This is a genomic window from Paenibacillus sp. FSL R7-0026 (assembly GCF_038004485.1).
In the GTDB taxonomy this organism is placed as follows: Bacteria; Bacillota; Bacilli; order Paenibacillales; family Paenibacillaceae; genus Paenibacillus; species Paenibacillus xylanexedens_A.
This window is the reverse complement of sequence record NZ_JBBORG010000001.1, coordinates 2,759,436-2,781,345: the sequence shown is the minus strand read 5'-3', so window position 1 is coordinate 2,781,345 and position 21,910 is coordinate 2,759,436. Positions and strand designations below refer to the sequence as shown.

The 21,910-nt window shown below is 43.8% G+C and carries 20 protein-coding genes; 2 read left to right on the top strand and 18 right to left on the bottom strand.

Translation table 11 applies throughout. From position 1 onward, the window contains the following. Positions 1-30: 30 nt before the first annotated feature. From MKY44_RS12570 to MKY44_RS12540, 7 genes are all read right to left on the bottom strand, one after another. The gene (locus tag MKY44_RS12570; RefSeq protein WP_341007313.1) at positions 31-1,485 is read right to left on the bottom strand and encodes an alpha/beta hydrolase family protein; all 1,455 of its coding nucleotides are present in this window, start codon (positions 1,483-1,485) and stop codon (positions 31-33) included. A gap of 130 nt (positions 1,486-1,615) precedes the next feature. Further along, on the bottom strand, positions 1,616-2,596 hold the full coding sequence (locus tag MKY44_RS12565) for an alpha/beta fold hydrolase (RefSeq protein ID WP_341007312.1): 981 nt from the start codon (positions 2,594-2,596) through the stop codon (positions 1,616-1,618). 169 nt (positions 2,597-2,765) lie between these two features. Then, entirely contained in the window at positions 2,766-3,755 is a 990-nt protein-coding gene (locus MKY44_RS12560) for an alpha/beta hydrolase (protein ID WP_341007311.1), read from the bottom strand. A 217-nt stretch (positions 3,756-3,972) separates the two neighbouring features. Continuing rightward, complete coding sequence (locus MKY44_RS12555) at positions 3,973-5,343, bottom strand: sensor histidine kinase (protein ID WP_341007310.1); 1,371 nt, start codon at positions 5,341-5,343, stop codon at positions 3,973-3,975. Beyond that, positions 5,340-6,014: a response regulator transcription factor gene (locus tag MKY44_RS12550; RefSeq protein WP_341007309.1), complete on the bottom strand. Its 675-nt coding sequence runs from the start codon at positions 6,012-6,014 to the stop codon at positions 5,340-5,342. Before MKY44_RS12550 ends, MKY44_RS12555 begins: the two co-directional genes overlap by 4 nt. Positions 6,015-6,087: 73 nt before the next feature. Next, a complete protein-coding gene (locus tag MKY44_RS12545) occupies positions 6,088-6,621 on the bottom strand; it encodes a GNAT family N-acetyltransferase (RefSeq protein ID WP_341007308.1) in 534 nt (177 codons plus the stop codon). A 45-nt stretch (positions 6,622-6,666) separates the two neighbouring features. Further along, on the bottom strand, positions 6,667-7,272 hold the full coding sequence (locus tag MKY44_RS12540) for a TetR/AcrR family transcriptional regulator (protein ID WP_339301292.1): 606 nt from the start codon (positions 7,270-7,272) through the stop codon (positions 6,667-6,669). Between the two features lie 282 nt (positions 7,273-7,554). Between MKY44_RS12540 and MKY44_RS12535 the strand changes: the two genes are divergently transcribed. Next, complete coding sequence (locus tag MKY44_RS12535) at positions 7,555-8,994, top strand: DHA2 family efflux MFS transporter permease subunit (protein ID WP_091017698.1); 1,440 nt, start codon at positions 7,555-7,557, stop codon at positions 8,992-8,994. Between the two features lie 98 nt (positions 8,995-9,092). On the opposite strand, the gene MKY44_RS12530 is transcribed toward MKY44_RS12535, so the two are convergent. The 3 genes from MKY44_RS12530 to MKY44_RS12520 form a co-directional block, all read right to left on the bottom strand. Then, positions 9,093-10,328, bottom strand: a complete 1,236-nt coding sequence (locus MKY44_RS12530; protein ID WP_341007307.1) for a cytochrome P450 — start codon at positions 10,326-10,328, stop codon at positions 9,093-9,095. Between the two features lie 215 nt (positions 10,329-10,543). Next, the gene (locus MKY44_RS12525; protein WP_341007306.1) at positions 10,544-10,831 is read right to left on the bottom strand and encodes a hypothetical protein; all 288 of its coding nucleotides are present in this window, start codon (positions 10,829-10,831) and stop codon (positions 10,544-10,546) included. After that, positions 10,828-11,970, bottom strand: a complete 1,143-nt coding sequence (locus MKY44_RS12520; protein ID WP_341007305.1) for an NAD(P)/FAD-dependent oxidoreductase — start codon at positions 11,968-11,970, stop codon at positions 10,828-10,830. Before MKY44_RS12520 ends, MKY44_RS12525 begins: the two co-directional genes overlap by 4 nt. Before the next feature lie 295 nt (positions 11,971-12,265). Here MKY44_RS12520 and MKY44_RS12515 point away from each other — a divergent pair, with 295 nt between their 5' ends. Continuing rightward, on the top strand, positions 12,266-13,081 hold the full coding sequence (locus tag MKY44_RS12515; RefSeq protein WP_076249418.1) for an AraC family transcriptional regulator: 816 nt from the start codon (positions 12,266-12,268) through the stop codon (positions 13,079-13,081). Here the strand turns inward: MKY44_RS12515 and MKY44_RS12510 are convergent. The 8 genes from MKY44_RS12510 to MKY44_RS12475 all read right to left on the bottom strand — a co-directional run bounded on the left by MKY44_RS12510 (position 13,078) and on the right by MKY44_RS12475 (position 21,807). Further along, positions 13,078-13,719 carry an HAD family hydrolase gene (locus tag MKY44_RS12510; RefSeq protein WP_341007304.1) on the bottom strand — a complete coding sequence of 214 codons (642 nt, stop codon included), beginning with the start codon at positions 13,717-13,719 and terminating at the stop codon, positions 13,078-13,080. The genes MKY44_RS12515 and MKY44_RS12510 overlap by 4 nt on opposite strands. Before the next feature lie 39 nt (positions 13,720-13,758). Further along, complete coding sequence (locus MKY44_RS12505; protein ID WP_341007303.1) at positions 13,759-14,352, bottom strand: DUF1349 domain-containing protein; 594 nt, start codon at positions 14,350-14,352, stop codon at positions 13,759-13,761. A 95-nt stretch (positions 14,353-14,447) separates the two neighbouring features. Then, positions 14,448-15,692 (bottom strand): MFS transporter, encoded by a 1,245-nt coding sequence (locus MKY44_RS12500; RefSeq protein ID WP_341007302.1) that lies wholly within the window; start codon positions 15,690-15,692, stop codon positions 14,448-14,450. Positions 15,693-15,772: 80 nt separating this feature from the next. Continuing rightward, positions 15,773-16,804, bottom strand: coding sequence for a zinc-dependent alcohol dehydrogenase (locus MKY44_RS12495; RefSeq protein WP_341007301.1), 1,032 nt, complete (start codon positions 16,802-16,804; stop codon positions 15,773-15,775). 42 nt (positions 16,805-16,846) lie between these two features. Further along, positions 16,847-18,154, bottom strand: coding sequence for an aminotransferase class III-fold pyridoxal phosphate-dependent enzyme (locus tag MKY44_RS12490; protein ID WP_341007300.1), 1,308 nt, complete (start codon positions 18,152-18,154; stop codon positions 16,847-16,849). Between the two features lie 37 nt (positions 18,155-18,191). Continuing rightward, positions 18,192-19,346, bottom strand: a complete 1,155-nt coding sequence (locus MKY44_RS12485) for a glycosyltransferase family 2 protein (protein WP_150367354.1) — start codon at positions 19,344-19,346, stop codon at positions 18,192-18,194. A gap of 345 nt (positions 19,347-19,691) precedes the next feature. Beyond that, the gene (locus MKY44_RS12480; RefSeq protein WP_341007299.1) at positions 19,692-21,305 is read right to left on the bottom strand and encodes a DUF4179 domain-containing protein; all 1,614 of its coding nucleotides are present in this window, start codon (positions 21,303-21,305) and stop codon (positions 19,692-19,694) included. Continuing rightward, positions 21,289-21,807 carry an RNA polymerase sigma factor gene (locus tag MKY44_RS12475; RefSeq protein ID WP_036670797.1) on the bottom strand — a complete coding sequence of 173 codons (519 nt, stop codon included), beginning with the start codon at positions 21,805-21,807 and terminating at the stop codon, positions 21,289-21,291. The genes MKY44_RS12480 and MKY44_RS12475 overlap by 17 nt, the downstream gene beginning before the upstream one ends. Positions 21,808-21,910: the final 103 nt, after the last annotated feature.

The window sequence follows — 21,910 nt, the reverse complement described above, 5'->3', positions numbered from 1 at the left end:
TCATCTCCTGAATTTTAAGTGTTTTGGTAATTAGAGTTCTTCTGGGTCTACAAATTTCACCTCCGGATACAAGTCGTTTGGTCCCTGAATCAGATTTCCACCCGTTTCTTTCAGCTGCTTGTTAAAGAAATCGAGTACATATTGATTTATAATATTTGATCCTCTTTTACCATTGATGTCTCCTGTGATCCCAGACAGTTTAACCAGCTCCGAATAGAATTGAAGGTCCGTGAAATTGAAGTGCTGGGTTCCTTCTACATAAATCACATTTCCCCCATGATTGATAACATTTTTCATAATGTGCAGCTCATCTGAAAGAAATTTAGTTACTTCATCATCCGAATTTCTATCCACTTCAAAATTGGCTAACCAGTCTTCAAAATTTCCCGATCGGATGAACATAAACGGTTTGTTTATATCATCTCTATTTTCTACTTCATTCAATGAGCCATCCATATTAACCCCAGCCTTGATTCTCTGATCTAAATACGTTGCATTAAACGCGGTTGCACCCCCAAAAGAATGACCCATCGCGCCTATGTTATTTAAATCGATCTTCCCTTTAAATTGACTTTCGATTGCACCTGAATTCAGCTTTTCGATTTGATCGATTACAAACTCCACGTCTTTCGTCCATATATTCCCTGTTTTTGTACGTTCATCTAGTGTAGTTGTACTTTTTTTATAATCCGTTACACGGCCATCTGGAAAAAGGGTAGCAAAGGTGCTATACGTATGATCGATGGTGACCACGATAAACCCATGACTGGCCAGATTCTCGGCCTGTGATGCTTGTAGAACTCTACTGGTTCCCATACCATGAGATAGCAGTACCACGGGATAAGGACTTGTGGAAGGTAATATTTCTACATTTTCATAAGAGTTGGTTTGACTATACTTCAAGTAGTCGAGCACAAATTCGGGCAGTTTTAAAGAAGTAGAGAAGCTCTGAATATACTTTTTGAACATTTCTTTATTGTTTGGAAACAGCGTGTCACGCTTGTTATTATTGCTGTTTTCAGTTGGGTACCAAAATTGAACCATTAGTTCTCTCTTATCGCTTTGATCTTCAGTGAAGATTTCGTCTCTGTTCTGATCTGTTAAATGAAATGTTTGAGTACCCACTTTCTCAGGACCATCCGGCTTCGGCAAATTAAAGACAGGTAAGTATACAGACAAGGCAGTAGAACCAACCAGCAGAATGACAATCAGGGAAGATAAACTATATTTCAAGAACTTCCCTATTTTAAGATTCATCATCTTTTCGGAATGTCTGAGTAAAACAATAATTATGAATAGAGCCGTCATGATATATACCAAAAGCAACTGCCATCTGTATCCCTCAACAAACAATTGAACTAATAATATAACGCTACTTCCTATACCCAAACCCAAGCCTATTTTCTTTGCACTTCTTTTAATAAATAGTAGGTCTATGAGTAACGCGAAACAGGATAGAACTAACAGTATCTCAAATAATCTCAATTGAATTCCTCTCTCTCATCACGGCAACGGCCAAATTGGATTTATTATGGAAAAATCACCCAGCAAGACGGTTTTTCATATTCGGTAATGCACCTCTGTTAAGTCACGAGTGTGTACTTTTACAGAATTTTTACTTCGCTTCGTTCATGAATGTTCTAACATCTTCAGCTATTTCTTTGAATAACGTATGGTGCAAATAATGTTCGCCATCCATTGTGATTACTTTCCCATGTACTGAATCTTTGATCTGCCCTTCATGCAGCGGAATCCATCCTTCAACACCTTCATTATTGGCTTGTACAAAGAGAAGAAGTGGAAGGTCTTTAGGGAAAGTTAAACCTTGAGCATCTTTAAAATTGGAAGAAATATGGTCCATCTCATTTAACATCGTGGAACTATTTGAGTTTTTACTCGACAGCATTTTCATCTGCTCCACGGTATGTTGATCAAATGGGAGTCCCGTATAAGGGTCTTCACCAAATTTGACCACTAATCTTTGGAGACCTGATTTTTTAAGAAATGCGAACATTTTGGTAGGTAATTTGGCATCCATACCCGGTTGTGTTGAAACACTGCTATCAATTCCGACAAATGCCGTGACCTCATCCGGATATTTGTTCACATAATCAATGCCATAAATGCCTGCAATGGAGTGGCCCATGAGCATGTACTGATGAATATCGAGTTGCTGCAGAGCTTCATGAACTTCACTTACGATATTCTCTGTGGTTCGTTCTTTTTCAGTAGCATCACTTAATCCATAACCGAATGGCTCAACCGCCACAACTTTGTAATATGGTGATAGTTCGTCAATGAGTAGCTTAAAATCAAGCGCTGGTGCTGCTGTTCCATATCCCGGAAGAAGCACAATGGTTTCCTTGCCTTCACCTTGAATGAGCACATTCATATTTTTACCGTCTACAGATACATGCTGACCGTAGGACTCTATCTTCTTCGCTTCTGAATTACTACTGATCACATTGGTGATGTAAACAATACCCAGAAATAGAATAATGGCGATTAAGATGGCTCCTACTATTTTAAGTATCATGTTTCTCACTTTTTTGGCCCTGGATCTATTCTTTGTTTTCTTTTCCTCTGGTTGTGTCACGCTCATCTTCTCCTGTCCTGAACTGTTAGTTGGGTATTCTTCTTTGCTGCTAATGAAATCTTATCCAATGAAAATGTACTGCCCGTGACGTCAATATGAACTGAATATGAACAAGTAAAGAAATGTTATGACGTTACGAAACAGGCGCTTATTCTAATGGATAGTGGAGTTATTGAATTCCTCCCATAAACCCCCTGAATTTTTCAGCGATTTCTTTGGCATGGGAACGGTATAAATAATGATTTGCTTCCAGCAGCACCAGTTCACCACGTGTAGAGTCCTCTATTAACTTCTCGTGCTCGGGAACCCAATTGTCCACTGCAGGATGATTCTTTTGAACAAAGAAAAGAACCGGGAGATCGACTGGGAACGTTAACTGTTCAGCTGCTTTAAAATTGGAGTACATGCTTACAATCTCGTTCAATTGAGTTGGATTAAACATGTTCTTTTGTATCAAAATGTTCAATTGTTCTTTGGTTTGTTCATCATACGGTAGCCCAGCATATGGATCATCACTCATTTTCAATTGCAAACGTGGGAAACCCAAGTTACGGTACCATTGAATCGGTACGATTTCTGATGCTTCAACTTTCTGTTCACTAATCGCTGGAACACTGGTATCCAACCCAACATATGCACTTATTTCATCTGCATATTTGTTCACATAATCCAGACTATAGATCCCCGAGATGGAATGACCCATCAAGATATAACGATCAATATGTAGACTCTGTAACGCTTCATGAATTTCACTGACGATATTCGCTGTACTGCGTTCCTTTTCGGTCTGATCACTCAATCCATAACCAAAAGGTTCAACCACGACGACTTTATAATCGGGAGATAATTCAGAAATGAGCGGCTTAAAATCAAGTGCAGGTGACGCTGTTCCAAAACCCGGCAAAAGTACAATCGTTTCCTCGCCTTCGCCTTGAATGAACACATTCATATTTTTCCCATCCACGGATACATGTTGTCCGTACGGCTCCATTCTTTTTTGCTCTGAATAACTGCTGATTTTGTTGACGGTATATACGATAGCCACAAAAAGTAAGATTGTTATAATGATTGCGCATAGTACTTTAAACAAAATGCCTAACACTTTCTTGGTTTTGCTTTTACTCTGGACTTCTCTGTCTGCTTGTTGATTCACATTCATCTGCTCCTATCCTATCTGTGTTTATTGGCCTAACAGGCCGATAATGCAAGCCTAACTAACAAAGATGTACTCCCTATGACCATAATATGAACGGAATATGAACAAGCAAAAAAAATGCCATGCGTAACATACAAGGAAGCTTGCATGTTACACATGACATGATCATTCGGTTTAGATACTCCGATGGATATTCTATTCATTCACCTATCCTGTGAGCCTAACTATCCGTTGGTGGATGGATGGGCAACGTGATCATAAAGGTCGTGCCTTGACCAGGTTCGCTTTCCACTCGAATGTCACCCTGATGAAGGGACACGATCTGTTTAACGATAGCAAGTCCCATACCACTCCCGTCATATTTACGACTGTGGGAACGATCTGCCTTGAAAAAGCGGTCGAATATACGCTTCTGGTCTTCCAGGGGAATTCCAATGCCCGTGTCGGATATTCGAACAGTCACATTTTTGAAATCCTCTTCGAGACTCACTTTAATCATACCGCCATCCTTGGAAAACTTGATGCTATTTCCGATGATGTTTGTCCATACCTGATTTAACTGATCGTGATCAGCCGTTACCTTCACGTTCTCCAAATCAAGCTCGAAATGAATGTTGCGCGCAGACCATTGCGGCTGAAGTGCCACGATGACCCGCCGGATCTGTTCATCAAGGCTTAACGTGGTGAGCCGTAGTTGCTGTGACTGCGATTCAAGCAAACTCAGCTTGAGCAGGCTATCGCTCATTTTGGACATTCGTTTCGCTTCAGAGATGATAATATCCAGATAACGGTTCCGTTCTTGTTCTGAGAGGTTTACTTGCTTCAGTGCCGAAGCGTAACCGGATATCGAGGTGAGCGGAGACTGAACCTCATGCGAAACATTTGTAACGAATTCCCTGCGCATCTGCTCCAACTGCTTCAGATCATGCATCATTTCTTCAAAACTGCGGGCCAACGTACCAATCTCAGTCGTTTGCTTGATGTTCAACTTGACGTTGAAATCTCCAGCTGCAATCCGTTTGGTTGCTTTGGTTAATTTCTTGATTGGTCTCACCAGATATACAGAAGCAACCAGAATTAACAAACTTCCTGTCATCAACGAGCAGGTTGCAAAGATTAAGCCCCATTTGACCACAAAAGTGGCTGATGGCGGTGAGAGTGTTTCCAAAAACATCGCTTTCGTTCCCATCTCCGTTTTCAACGGCAACCCTAAAATCACCGTAGCGATCCCATCCCTCGTATCTTGAACAACGCCCCCAGCTAATACTTTCTTTAGTTGCTCACTCGTCACAGCAGCAGACTTATGTCCGTTAAGTTTTCCGTAAGACTCGAACTGACCGGAAGCTTCGTAAATTCGGATATGATAGGAATTGAGCTGCTTCATTCCACTTACGTACAAGTCCGCTTCACGTACTGGGAGGGTCTTATAGATCTGCACAACGTCTTGGCCAAAATTACGCAAGTTAATTTGAGCGTTTTGGTTCAATTTGTCCTCAAATATCCAGGTAGACACAAAAAATGAAATGACCGTACCAGCGATGACAGACCCCAGAAAGGTCAGGACCACACGAATATATATGGATCGGATCATTCGTGGACCTCAAGTCTGTATCCTAGCCCACGCACCGTTTCAATTCGAAAATCAGGTGTAGTTGCGAATCGTTCGCGCAGGCGCTTAATATGTACATCTATCGTTCGATCATCTCCGGCGTAATCAATACCCCATATCTGATCGATTAATTGCTCACGTGTATAGACTTGTCCTGGTGTTCCAGCAAGCTTATACAGCAATTCGAACTCCTTAAGTGGTAACGTAAGCGACTCCGTGCCTCTCATCACCTTATACGTCTGACGGTCCAAGATGACGTTGCCAAACTGGATTGTGTGTGTGGACCCAATTTTGTATCGTTTCAGCAATGCTCGGACACGAGCGGTCAGTTCTAATGGATCAAACGGTTTCGTCAAATAATCATCCGTACCCAGTTCGAATCCTTTCACCTTCTCCCAAGTCTCTCCTCTCGCCGTCAGCATGAGTAACGGGAGGTCGGGATTGGCTCTTCGGAGTTCCTTACACAGTGCCCAGCCGTCCATGACAGGCATCATAATATCAAGCACAACCAGATCCACTGGAGTTTCGCTGTACACGGTGAGAGCTTCCTTACCGTCGGCAGCTTCCACCGTTGTGAATCCATCGTTTTTTAGAAATAAACAAACAAGTTCGCGAATGTTCGCATCGTCGTCTGCAACGAGTATAGTAGCCATAGTTTTTTTCTGTCCTCTCAGTTACGTTTAAATATATAGTTCAACTTGTATAGTAAATAGTAAAACATCGTGCCTATAGTAAGTCCACAGTAAACATTATATGTTCTTTCAACATTCCCTGGATTGGCACAGGCTGTGACCCATTCTCCTTGAATCCTGCTTTTTGAAGGACACGAATGGAGCCTGTATTATCAGGTACAGCGCCAGCTTCGATTCGAGTAATTTCAGTTTCATGTTTGGCAAATTCCAGTACGCATTGCAGGGCTTCGCTCATATATCCTTTTCCTTGATGCAGAGTATCCGTCACATAACCAACGATCCATTTTGGGGTTGAATCCAGTATGATCTCGAACAAAGAAATTTCACCGACGAGTTCATCCGTTGTATGTAGAAAAATACCAAAAGAATAGCGATTTCCTTCTTCTTTCTTCTTGTTCCAACTCTCAATGAGTGACCTTTGCCCTTCCAAGCTGTAGAAAGACTCCTCCCGATCACTTGCTGATATGTTCTCGATTTCCGCACGATTGCGAACCTGTAGATCCAGAAGCAATGAGGCATCATCCACATTCCAAAATCTCACATAGATACGTTCTGCACTATATTTCATCACATTATCCCTCCTCTATTAACGTTAGGTGCAATTGTAGCATGATTATATCAGGTCATTATAAGAGTACGAGCGAATCAACGAGAATTGTTTAGCCAGGAAATGAGGTGAATAGGGCATATCGTTGCGCAGCCAGGCGACAATGGTTCCAATCAGAGCCGAAGAACCGTACCATATTGCGATTTCTTTGTGAATGCCGGATTCTTCGAGTTCATCTTCCATTTCTACTCGATCAATTTTGGCTTTGACCAGCGTACTTAACAATTTGAGCAGTCGTTCAGTAAAAATCGGTGTGCGCTTTGTAGCAAGTACCACCTGATAGAACGAGGCGTTCTCTGCAAAATGCTCCAGTAACTTGACCAGAACAGGCCAAGCCTCTTCCGTTCTTTGTTTCTCAAAATGAGGAGCATATTCATCCACGATCCGTTCAATATTCTCAATCATCTCGTCGGCCATCTTCTCCATCATATCCGTAATATCACGATAGTGCAGGTAGAAGGTTACCCGATTGATCGTCGCTCTTTCGGCAATTTTGTTCACTGACAACTTCTCAATATCCATTTCCTGCAGTAATTCAACAAATGCACCTCGAATTAACTGACGTGTTCGCACTATTCTTGGGTCCACGGCTGATTTCTTCTCGTCTTTCACGTGTATCCCTCCTATCAAATTTTAAACATTACAATTTTAAACAATCAGTCGTTTATTTTTGATTTACACAACAAATTCATTTTTTTTGTAAAATAAACGACGAAAACACGTCATAACGTAAATTGTAATCTGTCCGAATATGTATATAATTCAATAAATACAATGTAAACTATACAACACGTTGTAAATTTAGTCACGTGTGGATTGAAAGGATGAAAAGGATTGAGTCAGGCTAGAGTACAAGAAGAATTATCCGTAAAGAAAGGCCCCATCCTGTTTATCATGATTTTGGGAGCCTTCCTTGCAACGTTGAATCAAACGATCATGAGTGTCGCTACACCGGAACTGATGGGTGATTTTAACATCTCCGCCGCAACAGCACAATGGTTAACGACAGGTTACATGCTGGTGAACGGGGTGCTTATCCCCATTACGGCCTACTTCATGCAACGCTTTTCAACCAAGCAATTATTCCAAGCTTCCATGTTTATTTTCCTGATTGGTACCATCGTATCTGCTCTTGCAAATAACTTTGGCACATTGCTGACAGGACGTATGATTCAAGCAGCGGGTGCCGGCATTATCATGCCACTCTTGATGCACGTTATTTTGACCTTGTTTGCTCCTGAAAAACGAGGATCAGCGATGGGTATGGTTGGTTTTGCGATCATTTTCGCCCCTGCAATCGGGCCTACCCTTGCCGGTTATATCCTCGAGAACTACTCTTGGCAAACGATGTTCTACGGCATGATTCCATTAACTCTTATTGTCATTGCCTTTGCGTTTGTATACCTGAAGAATGTATCCGAACGGGTCAACACTAAGTTCGACACAATCAGTGTGGTTCTGTCCACGATCGGATTTGGCGCATTGCTCTATGGTTTCAGCAGAGCAGGAAGTCTGGGATGGTCAAGTGCAGAAGTTCTTATCTGCATTGCGGCTGGAATTGTTTCTCTTGCCCTGTTTACATGGCGTCAGCTCGTTTCTGAAACTCCGCTGCTTGATCTGCGGGCTTTCAAGTACAACATGTTCTCCCTGACCACGGTCATTAGTATCGCGATTACAATGATCATGTATGCTGACATGATGTTGCTTCCCTTGTATCTCCAGAACGCACGTGGTTACACTGCACTGGAGTCCGGATTATTGCTTCTGCCAGGTGCACTTGTTATGGGCTTCTTGATGCCTGTAGCTGGAAAATTGTTTGACCGATTTGGAGCGAAATGGCTCGCTGTTATCGGAATGGTGATCACCATCGTGACCACAATTGGTTTCATCGACTTAACGGACTCAACCAGTTATGGTTACCTGGTATTAATGTCAACCGGACGCCGAATTGGTATGGCTTTGCTCATGATGCCGATTCAGACTGCGGGGCTTAACCAACTGCCACCAAGACTTGGTGCACACGGTACAGCTATCTCCAACACCGTCAGACAAGTGGCTGGCGCTGTAGGTACTTCATTGCTCGTGAGTGTCATGACCTCCCGTACAACGGCACACGTACAGGATATGATGGCGACTGGAGCAGCCAATGGTCTCAGTCAAAAACAGCTTGCTACAGAATCCATGATCCAGGGTATCAATGATGCTTATGTTGTTATCATCGGTATCGCTGTTGTGGGATTGGTCCTTTCCTTCTTTATCAAACGTACCAAACAAGCCAAAGAGGAAGAAATCAAACAGGTGGTAAGACAAAAAGTTTCCATGAATTCAAATTAAGGTGTCCAGCCTCATAATTGCTTGCATAACAAAGCGGCAGATCAAGACGTTTACGTCTGATCTGCCGCTTTTTAGGTTGTATCCCGTATGATTTCTTCTCACTCCGCAACGATCTTCACTGGCAGATGGGTCAACGACTGTCCCGGAGCTGAAGTGGCCAGATTATTCTCCAGATCAAAGGACTCCGCCGGTTCAATCCGAGCAATCTTCTCCACAAATGCAGTCAAGGCAATGCTGAGTTCCATTCTTGCCAGCGGGGCACCCAGACAAAAGTGTGGGCCATTACCAAAGGTAAGATGTTTTTTGTTATTCCGACGATGAATGTTTAGCTCAAACGGGTCTTCAAACATCTGCTCGTCCATATTGGCTGCACTCATCCAGGAGATGACAACGTCTCCTTTTTTCAAATCCACTCCGAGCAGTTGGTTATCCTGCTTCACTGTCCGATGTCGCTTGGCATTGTGGAACCGATAACGAAGCATTTCTTCCACTGCGAGCGGAACCAACTCGGGATTCTGTCTTAGTTGGCCATACAGACTCGGGTCATCGTACAGGAAGGAATAGAACGTATTTGAAACCATATGGCTTGTTGTCTCAATACCAGCTCCGAGCAGAAGCATGGTCGTGCGAACAACCTCATCCTCCGTGAACTTCTCCCCCTCCACATCAACGTTCAACAAATCCGTAATGATATCCTGACCAGGATGGGACCGTTTATGAACCACAATAGGATACAGGAATTGATAATACTCTTGCGCTGCAGTTTGCTTTTTCAGTTCACTCTCTTCAGCAGTCTTCGGATTGGTAGGTTGAAACAGAATATCTACCCAGTTCTTGAAGCGATGGCTGTCTGTGAGAGGGATGCCGAGCAGATCAGCCATAACCATCGAAGGCAGCGGAGCAGCCAACGCTTGAACAATATCAATGGTCGTATTTGGCTCAATATCGGCTACCAGTTGCTCTGCAATGTTGCGAATTCGTGGCTCCCAGTTCTTCAGACTACGCGGTGTAAAAGCAGCCGATAACAACGAACGACTTTTTTGATGACGGGGAGGATCGATACTTGATATGTTTAATTTGTCCGGAGGTGTGCCTTCATTGTTCTTTGCTCCAACGGCAATGGTCGTCCGGGTTCCTTCGGCCGAAAAATACTCATGGTTACTGAGGACCTGCTTCACATCATCGTATCTGAACACATTCCAGGTGTCTGTATCTTCGTGATAGTACACTGGATGCTCGGACAGCATTTTTCGAAACCAGTGAAGTGGGAAAAACTCTTCAGATCTGGACTGAAACCCCGTGATGTCCTCAACACGTATCACTTCTTTATACATTTGGAATCCACCTCTCAGCATAGTTTCGTGATTGGTTGCATGGGTACCTGAATTGACAGTTCAGCACCTGAATCCATTTTATACCATACGTTCATTTATTGATATAAACCATTTGAACTAAATCAGAAAAACCCCTTAACATAAGGGGTTTTCGTTTTATACGTATCGTATATTATTTCTGTCGATGTCTCAGAGAGATAAGCTATACGAACCGATCAATCGCCTAGTTTCGCCAATGTTTCCTGTAGTTGCTCCAGTTGTGCAGACAGGGTTTCAATCAAGTTCTTCGTTTGGCTTGCCTTCTCCATTAAGACTTGATCGTCCGAACCCTCTTTCGATGCTTTACCAATTGGTGATGACTTCAATTCCGACAATTCGCGTTTGTACGTTTCTTGTTTCTCCAAAGCTATTCGCAGTTCTTCTTTCGTCGTACCGATCTGATGCTCCAGATATATGATGTCGGACGAGTTCGCTCCATCGGATAAACGTTGTGAATATGTCATGAGTCACCTCTTTCAATTTCATCCATTGCTTTGCCAACAGTGTAGGGCTCAATATCGATATCCAGTTCCATGCCGAGAGCTAGTTTCGCCAGTTGACTCCCGATAAAAGGACCCATGGTCAATCCAGAGGCTCCAAGTCCATTCGCGGTAATTAGACCTTGCCAGCCTGGGACAGCCCCCATTACTGGCAGAAAGCCAGGTGTGAACGGACGGAACCCAACTCTTACTTCCTGGAATGTGCTATTGGCTAGCCCCGGCGCCAGTTCCAGACCTTTATTCAAAACTTCCTGCATGCCCCCTGCAGTTACTTTTGTATCATAACCCTCCACATCATTTTCATGAGTGGCACCAATCACAATCTTCTGTTGATCAAAGGCCAGCAGATATTGGTCAGAAGGTGGCATGATCACAGGCCAGCGGCCTGTATCCTCCCCATCCGTGACATGTAGATGCATAATTTGTGCCTTTTGATAATGCACTTTAAAGTGTATCCCGAGCGGCTTCAGCAGTTCGTTGGCCCATGCACCTGCACAGACAACGACTTCATCTGCCAGGAAACTCTGATCATTAACACTCACACCAACGACCCGATTTGCTTCGAATTGAAGCGTGGCGTCTCCATGAATCACTTCCGCTCCATTTCGCTGTGCAGACCGGATTAAGGCATCGCGCAGCGCCCTTCCATCTATACGTGCAGCACCGCTGATATGTACCGACTGATAACGTTCATCCAGCAATGGAAAACGTTCATGGGTTTCTTTTACATCCAGAGGTGTAATGTCGCCAATCTCCGGTGCATCTGCTTTGCGAAGATGGGCCCGCTCTTCCATCTTGTTTATTTTGTCCACATCCGTATGAATACTGAGCGCACCCACTTGAGCATATCCGGTTTCCGTTTCTCCTTCACCCTCAAGCTCCGCTATGATGCCAGGATAGAACCGCGCACCAGCCTTGGCGAGCTGATACCAGTCCTGATTACGTCGCTGTGACAGCCATGGACAGATGATACCAGCAGCTGCATCCGTTGCCTGTCCTATATCTTTTCGGTCTATGATGATTACCTCTGCGCCATGTTTGGCTAATTGATAGGCTGTTGATGCTCCCAGAATACCCGATCCGACTACGATGACTTTCTTCATGTTTGCATTCCTTTCTTTAATCACTCATTCGTTATAGCGTATACCGTTTCGCATTCTGTTGGCAAGGCAGGCGTACTTTTAGATCCATAAATAGAGGCTGATCAGACCACAGTTCATACTCATTCATCCAATAAATAATTGTTGAAGCATTTATATGAAAACGTTTTATATATTGCCCGCCATTCAATTAAAATTATCCCATTTATGTAATATAATTCTTTCTAGGTTTCTTTTAACTCTGTAACCACGCCACTTACGCACATGATCCTTTAACGAAAAGAGGAATAACACGACGATGCCGAAACCTAGCATGGGGAATCCGCTGGATACCGATATGCCGCTCATGATTACAGGGCAAAACCAGTTGACCGTTGATGAATTGATGAATTGGAGCGACCATTCACGGGATTACAGCATTGTACAGTGCATCGGAGGAACAGGGCGAATCGCAGCAAAGAATCATGAATTTTCGATCAAAAAAGGGACCGCTCTCATTTTGTTCCCGGAGGTAACCTACCGTTACCACAATCTGAGTGATTCATTACGATTTGATTGTCTGTCTTTCAATGGCTATTTATTGCCACGGTTCTTGCATACCTTGCAGATCGGGGAGCTGCGCGCCTTCAAGCCGGATGGAATGCTTCATATCCTGTTGCGTGAAATTACGTTGGCGCTGCAGTCCCGGCACAAGGATCAGATCTGGCACGTATCCGCATTACTGTACATGCTTTTGGTCAGATTAACCATTGAAGGTGAACGCTATAGTGCTTACGAACGTTCTGATGCCCGATTAAGATTGGATGAACTCATTACTTTTATCAAACAAAATTATCATCAGGATATCTCTCTCCCCATGTTGGCTGAGCAGATGGACGTAACCGAACAGCACCTAAATCGGATATTCAAAAAAGAATTTCAAATGACTCCACTGGAGTATCTGATGCGATATCGGCTGTTGAAAGCCAAGGAAATGCTCATCGAAAATAACGCTACGACCGCTCATGAAATAGCCAAAGCTGTTGGTTTCAACAGTGCCAGTTACTTTGGATCAGTGTTCAAAAAATACGAAGGGATCTCCCCTATCGAGCTACGCAAGCAGTATCTGGATTAAAGCGCCTCCATATCGATCTCGGCCAGCGAGGATAACCGCAGTTCATGCATGGCGAATTCCAGACCACGCGTTACCTCGTTAGGTACGATGATACAACGAATACCTGCGGCATTGGCTGCCTTCAAACCATTAGGTGAGTCTTCGAACACAATCGCTTCGGAAGCCTCGATCCCAAGACTCTGGAGAGCAAGAAGGTACAGTTCAGGGTCCGGTTTCACTCGCTTCACATCCTCGGATGTATGAACGACTGTGAAATAATCAAAAATGCCTAATTTCTGCAAGTAACCCTGCACCCAGTCCCGTGTGGAGCTGGAAGCAACTGCAAGCTGAATCCCCTTCTCCCTCGCAGACTGAAGCAATTCATGCACCCCTGGAAGAATAGCGGCCTGCCCCAAATAGACTTCGTATTTCTGTTCAGAGAGCAGTTTGATATGATCATGATCTATCTTTTTTTGGAGCGCCTGCTCCAGATATAGAAATGGATGAAACTCCTCAAAGGATGTCCCCACATTTTTCGACCATAGCTCCAGACCAAGTTCCACTCCGTGCTCTTCATAAATATCGCGAAACGCATAATACCAAGGTGTCTCTGTATCAACAATGAGTCCATCAAAATCAAATATAAATGCTTTTACCATGAACCTGTTCTCCCTCCAATGATCGGCCGGGGGAGCGGATTAGAAGCGTGCGGTCAAGTCCGGATGAGTAACGTTCACGGATAAAAAGTGACACTTACAGCCCGTTCCAGTCGGCGACTGAACAACTAATCCAGCTCGAAGTTCCCCTTGTATCGGCATGCCGAAATAACGAATTAGTTTCCACTCTTCCCCATCGGGTGAATAAAAGAATGATATGCAGCCCTCTACTTTGCGTATACGCAGATAGGGATTAGGTACGGAGACTTCAACCGAATTACAATCATCGGATGAACCATCACGTGTGACCACCGACACGATGGTAGGCACTTTTCCATCATATTCAAAACAAATTTTGCACCAGTTACGATCATCCGCCATCACCATCAGACATCCGGAATCATATTGATTTTTCATATCAACGGTTAATTGGGTTGTGATTTCAAAATCGCCAGGCACAGGCATGGACAAGAAAGGTGCTGTTGCACGAATGTGCTTCCCTGCAGGGTCCTGGAAAAAGTCGGTGTCCGCCTTTGCTTCCACCAGCACACCTCCCTGATCCGTATAGGACCAGCTTTCGGGCTCGTTCATCCAGCTCCATTGCTTCCGTGCTTCTGTTGTCATTACGTTAGTCATTTGTTAGCAGCCTCCCAAGTTAAAATATGTTCTAGAGGTAGTTCTAGTTTTTTTCTGTACTACATATTCGCTCAAGATACAGTAAACCCCTTTTTCTACATATTTTTGTAAGGTTCCAGCACTTGGGAGTGCTTTTGCGGATCTGGCAGGAAGAACATGATGACCATGAGTACGATATATAGACCAAGAATGACACTGAACAACAGCGTTGGATTGTGATGGTAGAGCAGGCCCGTCAGGTAACCGGATGGAATGGCTGTAAGCGTCATGACGGTCTGCACGGCCGAGAACATATCGGCTTTCTCATGCGTACCCAATCGGTTCATCAACAGGGAATCCCGGTACGTCTGCAAAATGAAGTTCCCCGCAGCGAGCACGATTAGCGTGAGAAACAACATCCCTATATTCCCCACAGGAATCAATAGAAACAGGATGGCCCCGGCCGTACTAAGCACGATGGAAAAACCAACATACTTTTCCTCCGAACGCCGTTTCAATCGCGGAATGATGACCAGATAGAGCAACATGACGGTCACTGCGGTCACGACCGGAATAAACGAAATGACACGGTCATCAAACTTCAACTGTTCCTTGAAGAAAATGACCTGGAAGAAATTCAGCTGTAAAATCAGATTGGACAACACGGTAATCAGAATGATCGGGAACAGTCTCCGTTTGTAAAATGACTTACCGAACAGGCGCAGACTTGAACCCAAACTCTGAAGCACGCGGGTTTTACTATGCAAGCCCATAAGTTCCTTGCCGACCTCGGTCTCATCCGTGTATCGGTTACGAATGAAGAACATGGCAGTCATGAGGATGCCCCCGACAAAGTAAATGCTGGCGAGTGTTGGCACAATACCATAATCAGCAATGACCACCCCGGCAATAGGCGTGAGTACACCAGCCCCTGTAATAATCATGTTGAGAATGGCAAATACCTTGGATCGTTTGTGTTCCTCCACATCCTCTATGATCAGACAGTTAAAGGCGACCGTTACAAACTTGGATGTTGCGTTCAGTAAGTAGGCGATCAGGAACAGCCAGAAGTTCTGAGAGAAGGCCCAGATGAACATGGGAACACTCCAGGCAAGCAGATCAAAGATAAGCGTTGTTCGTTTGCGCCCCAACTTATTCGTAATGGAACCCGCAAACAATTGAAAGATAAAGGCAAAATAAAGATTCACCGAATTGATTAAACCGATTTCAATGTCCGAAAGTCCGGCTTCCTTCATATATAAAGGAGCGTAGAAGAGAACGATCGTGCCCGGAATGGCCCATACCGGTTCGAGTAAAATGGAGTAGCGTGGATTCTTCGGCAAATCTTGAAGCAATTTCAATCGATATCCCTTCCTTCTGCGGTTTTCACCGCTGCGAATTCCAACTTCTCGCAGCGGCAAACCCGCTAATGTCTACATGCTTATAGGATAAGAGCTGTTTTGACTGAATTCATCGGCAGCTTCTCTCCGGTACGCAGATCATAACCAATCGTTCCATTAAAGGCCTGTTCATAATCACTCAGCAGTTCCTTGGCTGTCACCATCTGTTCCAGTTCCGGGATGCTTTGGGCAAATTTCAGTGCCGTACTGATCATCGAGTGATTAGCAACTGCACCGATGATACTAATGCCATCATTAATCACCGCTGTTGATTTGAACGTCACCTCATAGCTGTCGTCATATCCCATAGGAATAATTTTTCCGCCTTTGGCAATCAGCTCAAACCCTACATGAAGCTGGTTACCAACCGCGTCCACTACAATATCAAACTTTTTGTTATTATTGATCTCGTATACTTTATCCAGTGTCAGGTCCTGAGGATAGAACACATGATCCGCGATCCCTGAAGCGAACTCTTTGCGGTATGGATCAACTTCCGTACCTACCGTAAGTCTTGCCAATCGTTTGCTAACTAGCTGACACAGGGAACCGATTGCACCAGAACCGAGGACCAGTACGGAGTCACTTGGCTTAGTCCCTGCTTTCATGAACGTCTGAAGTACACATCCCAGTGGTTCGATCATCATGGCCGTTTCCCAACTCATGGAATCCGGGATGGCATAGATATACTTTTCGTCCCCGACAAAATATTCAGCAAAGGTTCCGTGTGTCGTCATCCCTACTTGATAGTCATCAAAATTCTCGCAGTAGATGAACAGACCTTCGCGGCAGTATGAGCAGGTCCCGCATGATTGCGTGGGATCAACCAATACCCGATCACCGATCTTGAAACCACGAACTTCGTCGCCCACCTCAACCACTGTGCCTACGCCTTCATGACCAATGATCGTTCCTTTATTTGCAGGCACTTTGCCTTTGACAATATTCAGATCTGTCCCGCAGATGCCGGAACCATAGATTTTAATTTTTACCTGGTTTGGCTTTTGAATGGTTGGCTCCTCAATCTCCTGATAAGTCACCTGTTTGAGATCCTGATATACGAGTGCTTTCATTGAATAATTCCTCCTAGTCGATTGTCAATTATAATCTATGGATTAAGCTTCAAACGTTTTCGAAAGTTGCATCGCATGAAGATGTTCCTGCTTCTGAATCTCTTTCCAGTCTGACAGGATCTGCAACAGCGCTTCCTCGACCCACAGTAATTCTTCCCGTGTATGGGCATCAGAGAAAATAAAGTAACCCTTGGTGAAAATGCCGAAGTGAGCCATTCTCTTCACCATGAACTCGCGGAAAGGGTCTGTCTGGAAGTTATCTTCAGCCAGGGATTGAATGCAGAAGCTTGCATACGTCCCTCTCACTTCCAATTGATCCGTCAATCCGAGTAACACAAGTTCAGATTCCAGACGATCCATGATCCGGGTTGCCGGATCACGCCAAGTCGGCCATACTTTCGCATTTTTCATTAATCGTTCACAGGCAATGGCTGCCGCGAGCGCTGTCGTTTCACTGGAATGGGCATTACTGAATCTGACCTGTCCTGACAAAGACATCAAGTGCTCAGGCCCCATAACCGCTGCGAGCGGTAAACCGTTGGCCATACCTTTAGAGATACAGAGCAGATCAGGCCAGATGTCATATTCTCCTGCTGTAGCCTGCTTGCCCATTCGAATACCGGAAGTTACCTCATCGAATATGATAATGATGTCCAGAGACCGACATAGGTTTACGGCTTGCTCCAGCGCGTCCTTTTTCCACTCGTTGGGGCATAGAACAATACATGCAATATCCTCGGGAGATGAGGTAATCTGGGCCTCAATTCGCTCCGTAGTAGGCTTGTTAACCCAGATCGTTGAACGCTCGATATCCACCGGGATGCCACGTTCTTTCGTCTGGCCACCATAATAACCGTAGGCAGACCAGTCGTGCCACCCATGATAAGCTGTCGCAATAACCTTGCTTTTGCCACTAGCGGCACGGGCCAGACGCACGGCCCCACTTACTGCATCGGCACCACTCTTGGTGAAGCGCAGCGATGGATAACGACCCTCGAACCGCTCCAGAATCAACTCCGCGCATTCAAGCTCGATGTCGGCAGGCAAAGAAAAGCTTGTCCCTTTTTTCAACTGGTGAATGACAGTTAATTGGACTTCATGTCTCGCATGGCCCCATGGCGCCGTACCCATGGCCATCTCGCAATCGAGCCATTCATTCCCGTCGATATCTGTAAATCGGGAATTATAAGCCTCTGCACAACATACGGGTGTATGGCCCGGAAATAAACGTTCAGGTGCTTTGGCTAAAGTGCTGCATCCGCTCGGAATTACCTTTTCGACTTGTTCCAACCACTCCAGATTACGGGTAAACCGTACGGCACGATCGAGCGTGCTCTCTTTTTCTTTCACCTTAAGTACCTCCCTGTTTATTTTCGTTGTGAGTGAATTACCGAACTTTGGTTCCAGGCCAGCATCCATCGTATATGCGATCCATTGTGATCACATTGCCATACAGATCAATGATCAGATCCTTGGCTCGATGAGCATGTCTCATCTCAATCCAGTAGCGGTTCTCCAGCAAACGGGCAAAATTGTCTACCAAAAACAGTAACCGGTTCTCACTATGAATCAGTTCCTTGCCCAGTACCTGTGGCAGCCAGATGGCTCCATTGGAATTGAAGCGGTTTGAATAGTCACGTACTTCGGCTACATTTGCAAATTCGGCTTCCTCCAGCTTAGTCCAGAATGTATCGGCATCACTTCGAACCTCGGCAAGGTCAATCCCAACAATCGGCAGATGCTGGTATTCCCCTTGGCTTTCCAGCTGTGCTTTCAGATGACTGAAAACGAATGGCCACACATCAGCCTCGATTTGACCGCCCCACTTTTTCCAGAAGCGTGCCAGATTGTTCTTGCGGTTAAAGTTGCGGTGAATGCCGCTGCTGCGTTCCCAGTGATACGCCTGAATATTCGGGTTAATGACCGTATCGTATCCCGCAGCTCGTGCCCGCATCTGATAATCAAAGTCCTCGTACCCATTAAAGAACTTCTCATCGAGGTTGCCGATGGTCTCATACACCTCCCGCTTCATGCCAAACATGGCGAACACCACCAGTTGAACAGAAAAGGTTTCTTTCGGTATATCATCAGGGGATGCGTTCAGGAACAGGTGTCGGCCGATGGTGTCCGCAAAAGCAATACCGCAATGCTGCACGCCTCCGGTTTGCGGATACAACAGAACGCCTCCAATCATGCCGATTGTAATATCGCTATCCAGTGTCTCTTTCATCATCGGTTGCCAGTTCGGTTGAAGAATGGTGTCAGAATCCAGGAAGAAAATGTACTCTCCCTTGGCTAGACTCAGTGCGCTATTAATCGACACGGCGCAACCGAGTGGAAAATCATGCTGAAGAATCTCGATGGTCACACCTTCTCTTACTTCTTGCTTCAGTTTATCCAGATGTTGAAAGACTGCTGAGCCGGAACCATCGTTGATGAAAATAATCTGAGTGGATGGACTTACCGTCCGGAGCAACGAATCTGTGAACAAGTTCAAAATGTTATAGTCCTGGTTGACTGGCACAATAATGGTGTAAAGCATGGAATCCCTCCTGATTTGGGTTGATGGAATGAGTACATAAGCTGATTCGAACTGCACAATTGCAGGTATTTCTGTCCGGCCTCCTCGTTTGAATATTTTGTCTTTATTTGGTAATGATTTGAATCTACTAGAAATTTATATCATTTTTTGTAAACTGGAAATCTTAAATTCTGAACTCTATTAATATTTGAATATGTGAGAAAATCAAGTCTTTGCAGCTTGCGCACTGAGAAACGCTGTTGTGAACGCAAAAAAACACCCTCAAAGTGTCTCCGTTCCTCATGTAACGGATTCTCTCTGAAGGTGTTAAATTGTTCATCAAGCTCAAATTATGAATTACTTTATCTACAGTTGAATCTCTACATTTTTGTCCGGATCGCTGTATTTATAGATGCCCGGATTCAGTTCAATATGTCCATCAAATGGAATATCTTTGTAGGTGTCTATATGAATTTTTGCAGGTGTCATCCCTTGGGGGTTCATTTCAGGAACGACTTCTTTGCCATTGATCCGAAGCATTGTTTGGTTAATACCTCTGGAACTAGGCGTTTTGGAATATGACTCTACAATTAAATTCTCCCCATCCCTATAATAAGAGAATTGTATTTCAAGTCCATCGACAGTGAGTTTGGTGTATTGCTTTTGTTTCTTGGGTTCATTTAAATGAATCCAGTTTTTAGTGGTATCTCGTTTCTGAACAATGGCATCTTTTAAGATGAGTTTCATTGGAACATCAGACCAGTTTTGATACCACTCAGGAGATTCAAAATCAAACAATTGCTGATTATTTTCAGAACGCCCCCCTTTCGTGGTTTGCACCCCTGTGATTGTTTTATCATCTATAATCATCTGAATCGATTTATATTGAACAATACCTTCTGTATATGAACCTTCTTCATCAATTAAAATCTGAAGATTCAATGGAGTAATCACAAGTTGATCTAAAGTAACACCGGTTTTTGCTTGGAATTCAGGATTGGTATACAGTTTTTTCGTATATATCGCCTCACTTGCTTTTTTCCCATTTGCGACAAAATCGAATTTCCAAGTACCTGTCAATCGTTTTGCTGCTTCAACATAATTGAAATGAAGGTTCGCATTCGCCCAATCCGCTTCCGATATATCAAATACCTGTTCAATCAACAATCCTTTTTCTTCGTTAGGCAAGATGGTCGGAATAGCATCTACAACCTGGGCCCCGGTATGAACTCTCAAGTGAGGATTGACGCTTTCCAAATCTGATGATGCTACCTCGACTTTATAACGGATGACCGTTTGATTATCTGCATGTCTAACCGATTCAATATGAATCGCCGGAAACTGTGAAACGCCAGTAAGCATTGGTTCCCCAGTATGTTGATTAGATTTTAAGGAAACATCCCTATCCCGGTAAAAAATAAGATTTTGTGCTTCGAATGTAAATTCTTTCGTACCATCCTTTAAAGTATCAGGTGTTTCATAAACCCCAATGAGTTTTTGACTCTCAGGATCGTATCCTAAGTAACCATACACTTTCGCATTCGAATCGGACTCATCTTTTAAGATATTTTTCTCCGTAGCAAACCCCGTATACTTTGAAAGATCGATTGATGTGTCCAAAGATATGAGCATTTTCATTTTTTCTCCATCTGTTACAACACCGCTTAAATTCATTGTCACACCTGAACTAGCGGACTGAAGATCATATTGCTGACCGATACCATTATTTATTGCGCTTGCAACGCCCCGGCCTCCGATTCGATCCCAATCAATCGTCATACTGGCGAATACAGGAATAGCAACAAGTAAGAAAAAAGTAAAAATGATGCTTATAGGAATTGCTTTAGCTCGATATCCAGCAGGCTTTTGTGAAGAATTCAGATTGACTCGTCGTTTATGTGCTTCTTTTTCAATGGTTGTCCACATCAAGTCATAATCCGGAGGAGATATGTTTTTTTCCTTATTAGAATACTGATTCATTATTACTCAGCTCCTTTAGTTGTGGTTCAACCATTTTATTGAGAAGTTTCAACCCTTTGTTTAATCTGGATTTTGCAGTCCCTTCAGGTATGTTCATAACTTTAGATATCTCAGGTACAGTCAAATCATTGATAAATCGAAGGACAACAACCATCCTAATCTTGTCAGGAAGCCCACTATATAATCCTCGTAGCTCTTCTTTTGTTTCCCTATGGTACACACCCTCTTCCACAGGGTTATAACTCTGGGATTTGGACAACAAATAATGCCGCATTTCTTTCAACCATCCAGATTTCCGTCTTCTCATAACGTTATGACACTCATTTGAAGCAATTCGCAATATCCATGATTTCATATTCCTTACCTTAGTTCTGTCAGCCAAAATAACTTTGACAAATACTTCTTGGCAAATGTCCTCGGCATCTGCTTGATTCTTCATCAGATAATAACAGAAGTAATAAACTTGCTCTTTGTACAATTCAAAAATTTCTCTGTCAGTCATTCTATCCCCCCCTTTGCCGTGTTTTCATTAATAAGACAAATAATGTTATGTAATCGTTCATTTTGTTTATAGTTGGTTTTGCTAAATTCTCGGATACCTAGAA

Coding starts and splice junctions, on each gene's coding strand:
- MKY44_RS12520 (WP_341007305.1), bottom strand. CDS start 11,970: ATGAAGAAAGTCATCGTAGTCGGATCGGGTATTCTGGGAGCATCAACA.
- MKY44_RS12475 (WP_036670797.1), bottom strand. CDS start 21,807: ATGACTGACAGAGAAATTTTTGAATTGTACAAAGAGCAAGTTTATTAC.
- MKY44_RS12515 (WP_076249418.1), top strand. CDS start 12,266: ATGCCGAAACCTAGCATGGGGAATCCGCTGGATACCGATATGCCGCTC.
- MKY44_RS12535 (WP_091017698.1), top strand. CDS start 7,555: ATGATTTTGGGAGCCTTCCTTGCAACGTTGAATCAAACGATCATGAGT.
- MKY44_RS12555 (WP_341007310.1), bottom strand. CDS start 5,343: ATGATCCGATCCATATATATTCGTGTGGTCCTGACCTTTCTGGGGTCT.
- MKY44_RS12550 (WP_341007309.1), bottom strand. CDS start 6,014: ATGGCTACTATACTCGTTGCAGACGACGATGCGAACATTCGCGAACTT.
- MKY44_RS12505 (WP_341007303.1), bottom strand. CDS start 14,352: ATGACTAACGTAATGACAACAGAAGCACGGAAGCAATGGAGCTGGATG.
- MKY44_RS12485 (WP_150367354.1), bottom strand. CDS start 19,346: ATGCTTTACACCATTATTGTGCCAGTCAACCAGGACTATAACATTTTG.
- MKY44_RS12560 (WP_341007311.1), bottom strand. CDS start 3,755: ATGAATGTGAATCAACAAGCAGACAGAGAAGTCCAGAGTAAAAGCAAA.
- MKY44_RS12545 (WP_341007308.1), bottom strand. CDS start 6,621: ATGAAATATAGTGCAGAACGTATCTATGTGAGATTTTGGAATGTGGAT.
- MKY44_RS12530 (WP_341007307.1), bottom strand. CDS start 10,328: ATGTATAAAGAAGTGATACGTGTTGAGGACATCACGGGGTTTCAGTCC.
- MKY44_RS12480 (WP_341007299.1), bottom strand. CDS start 21,305: ATGAATCAGTATTCTAATAAGGAAAAAAACATATCTCCTCCGGATTAT.
- MKY44_RS12510 (WP_341007304.1), bottom strand. CDS start 13,719: ATGGTAAAAGCATTTATATTTGATTTTGATGGACTCATTGTTGATACA.
- MKY44_RS12495 (WP_341007301.1), bottom strand. CDS start 16,804: ATGAAAGCACTCGTATATCAGGATCTCAAACAGGTGACTTATCAGGAG.
- MKY44_RS12525 (WP_341007306.1), bottom strand. CDS start 10,831: ATGACATATTCACAACGTTTATCCGATGGAGCGAACTCGTCCGACATC.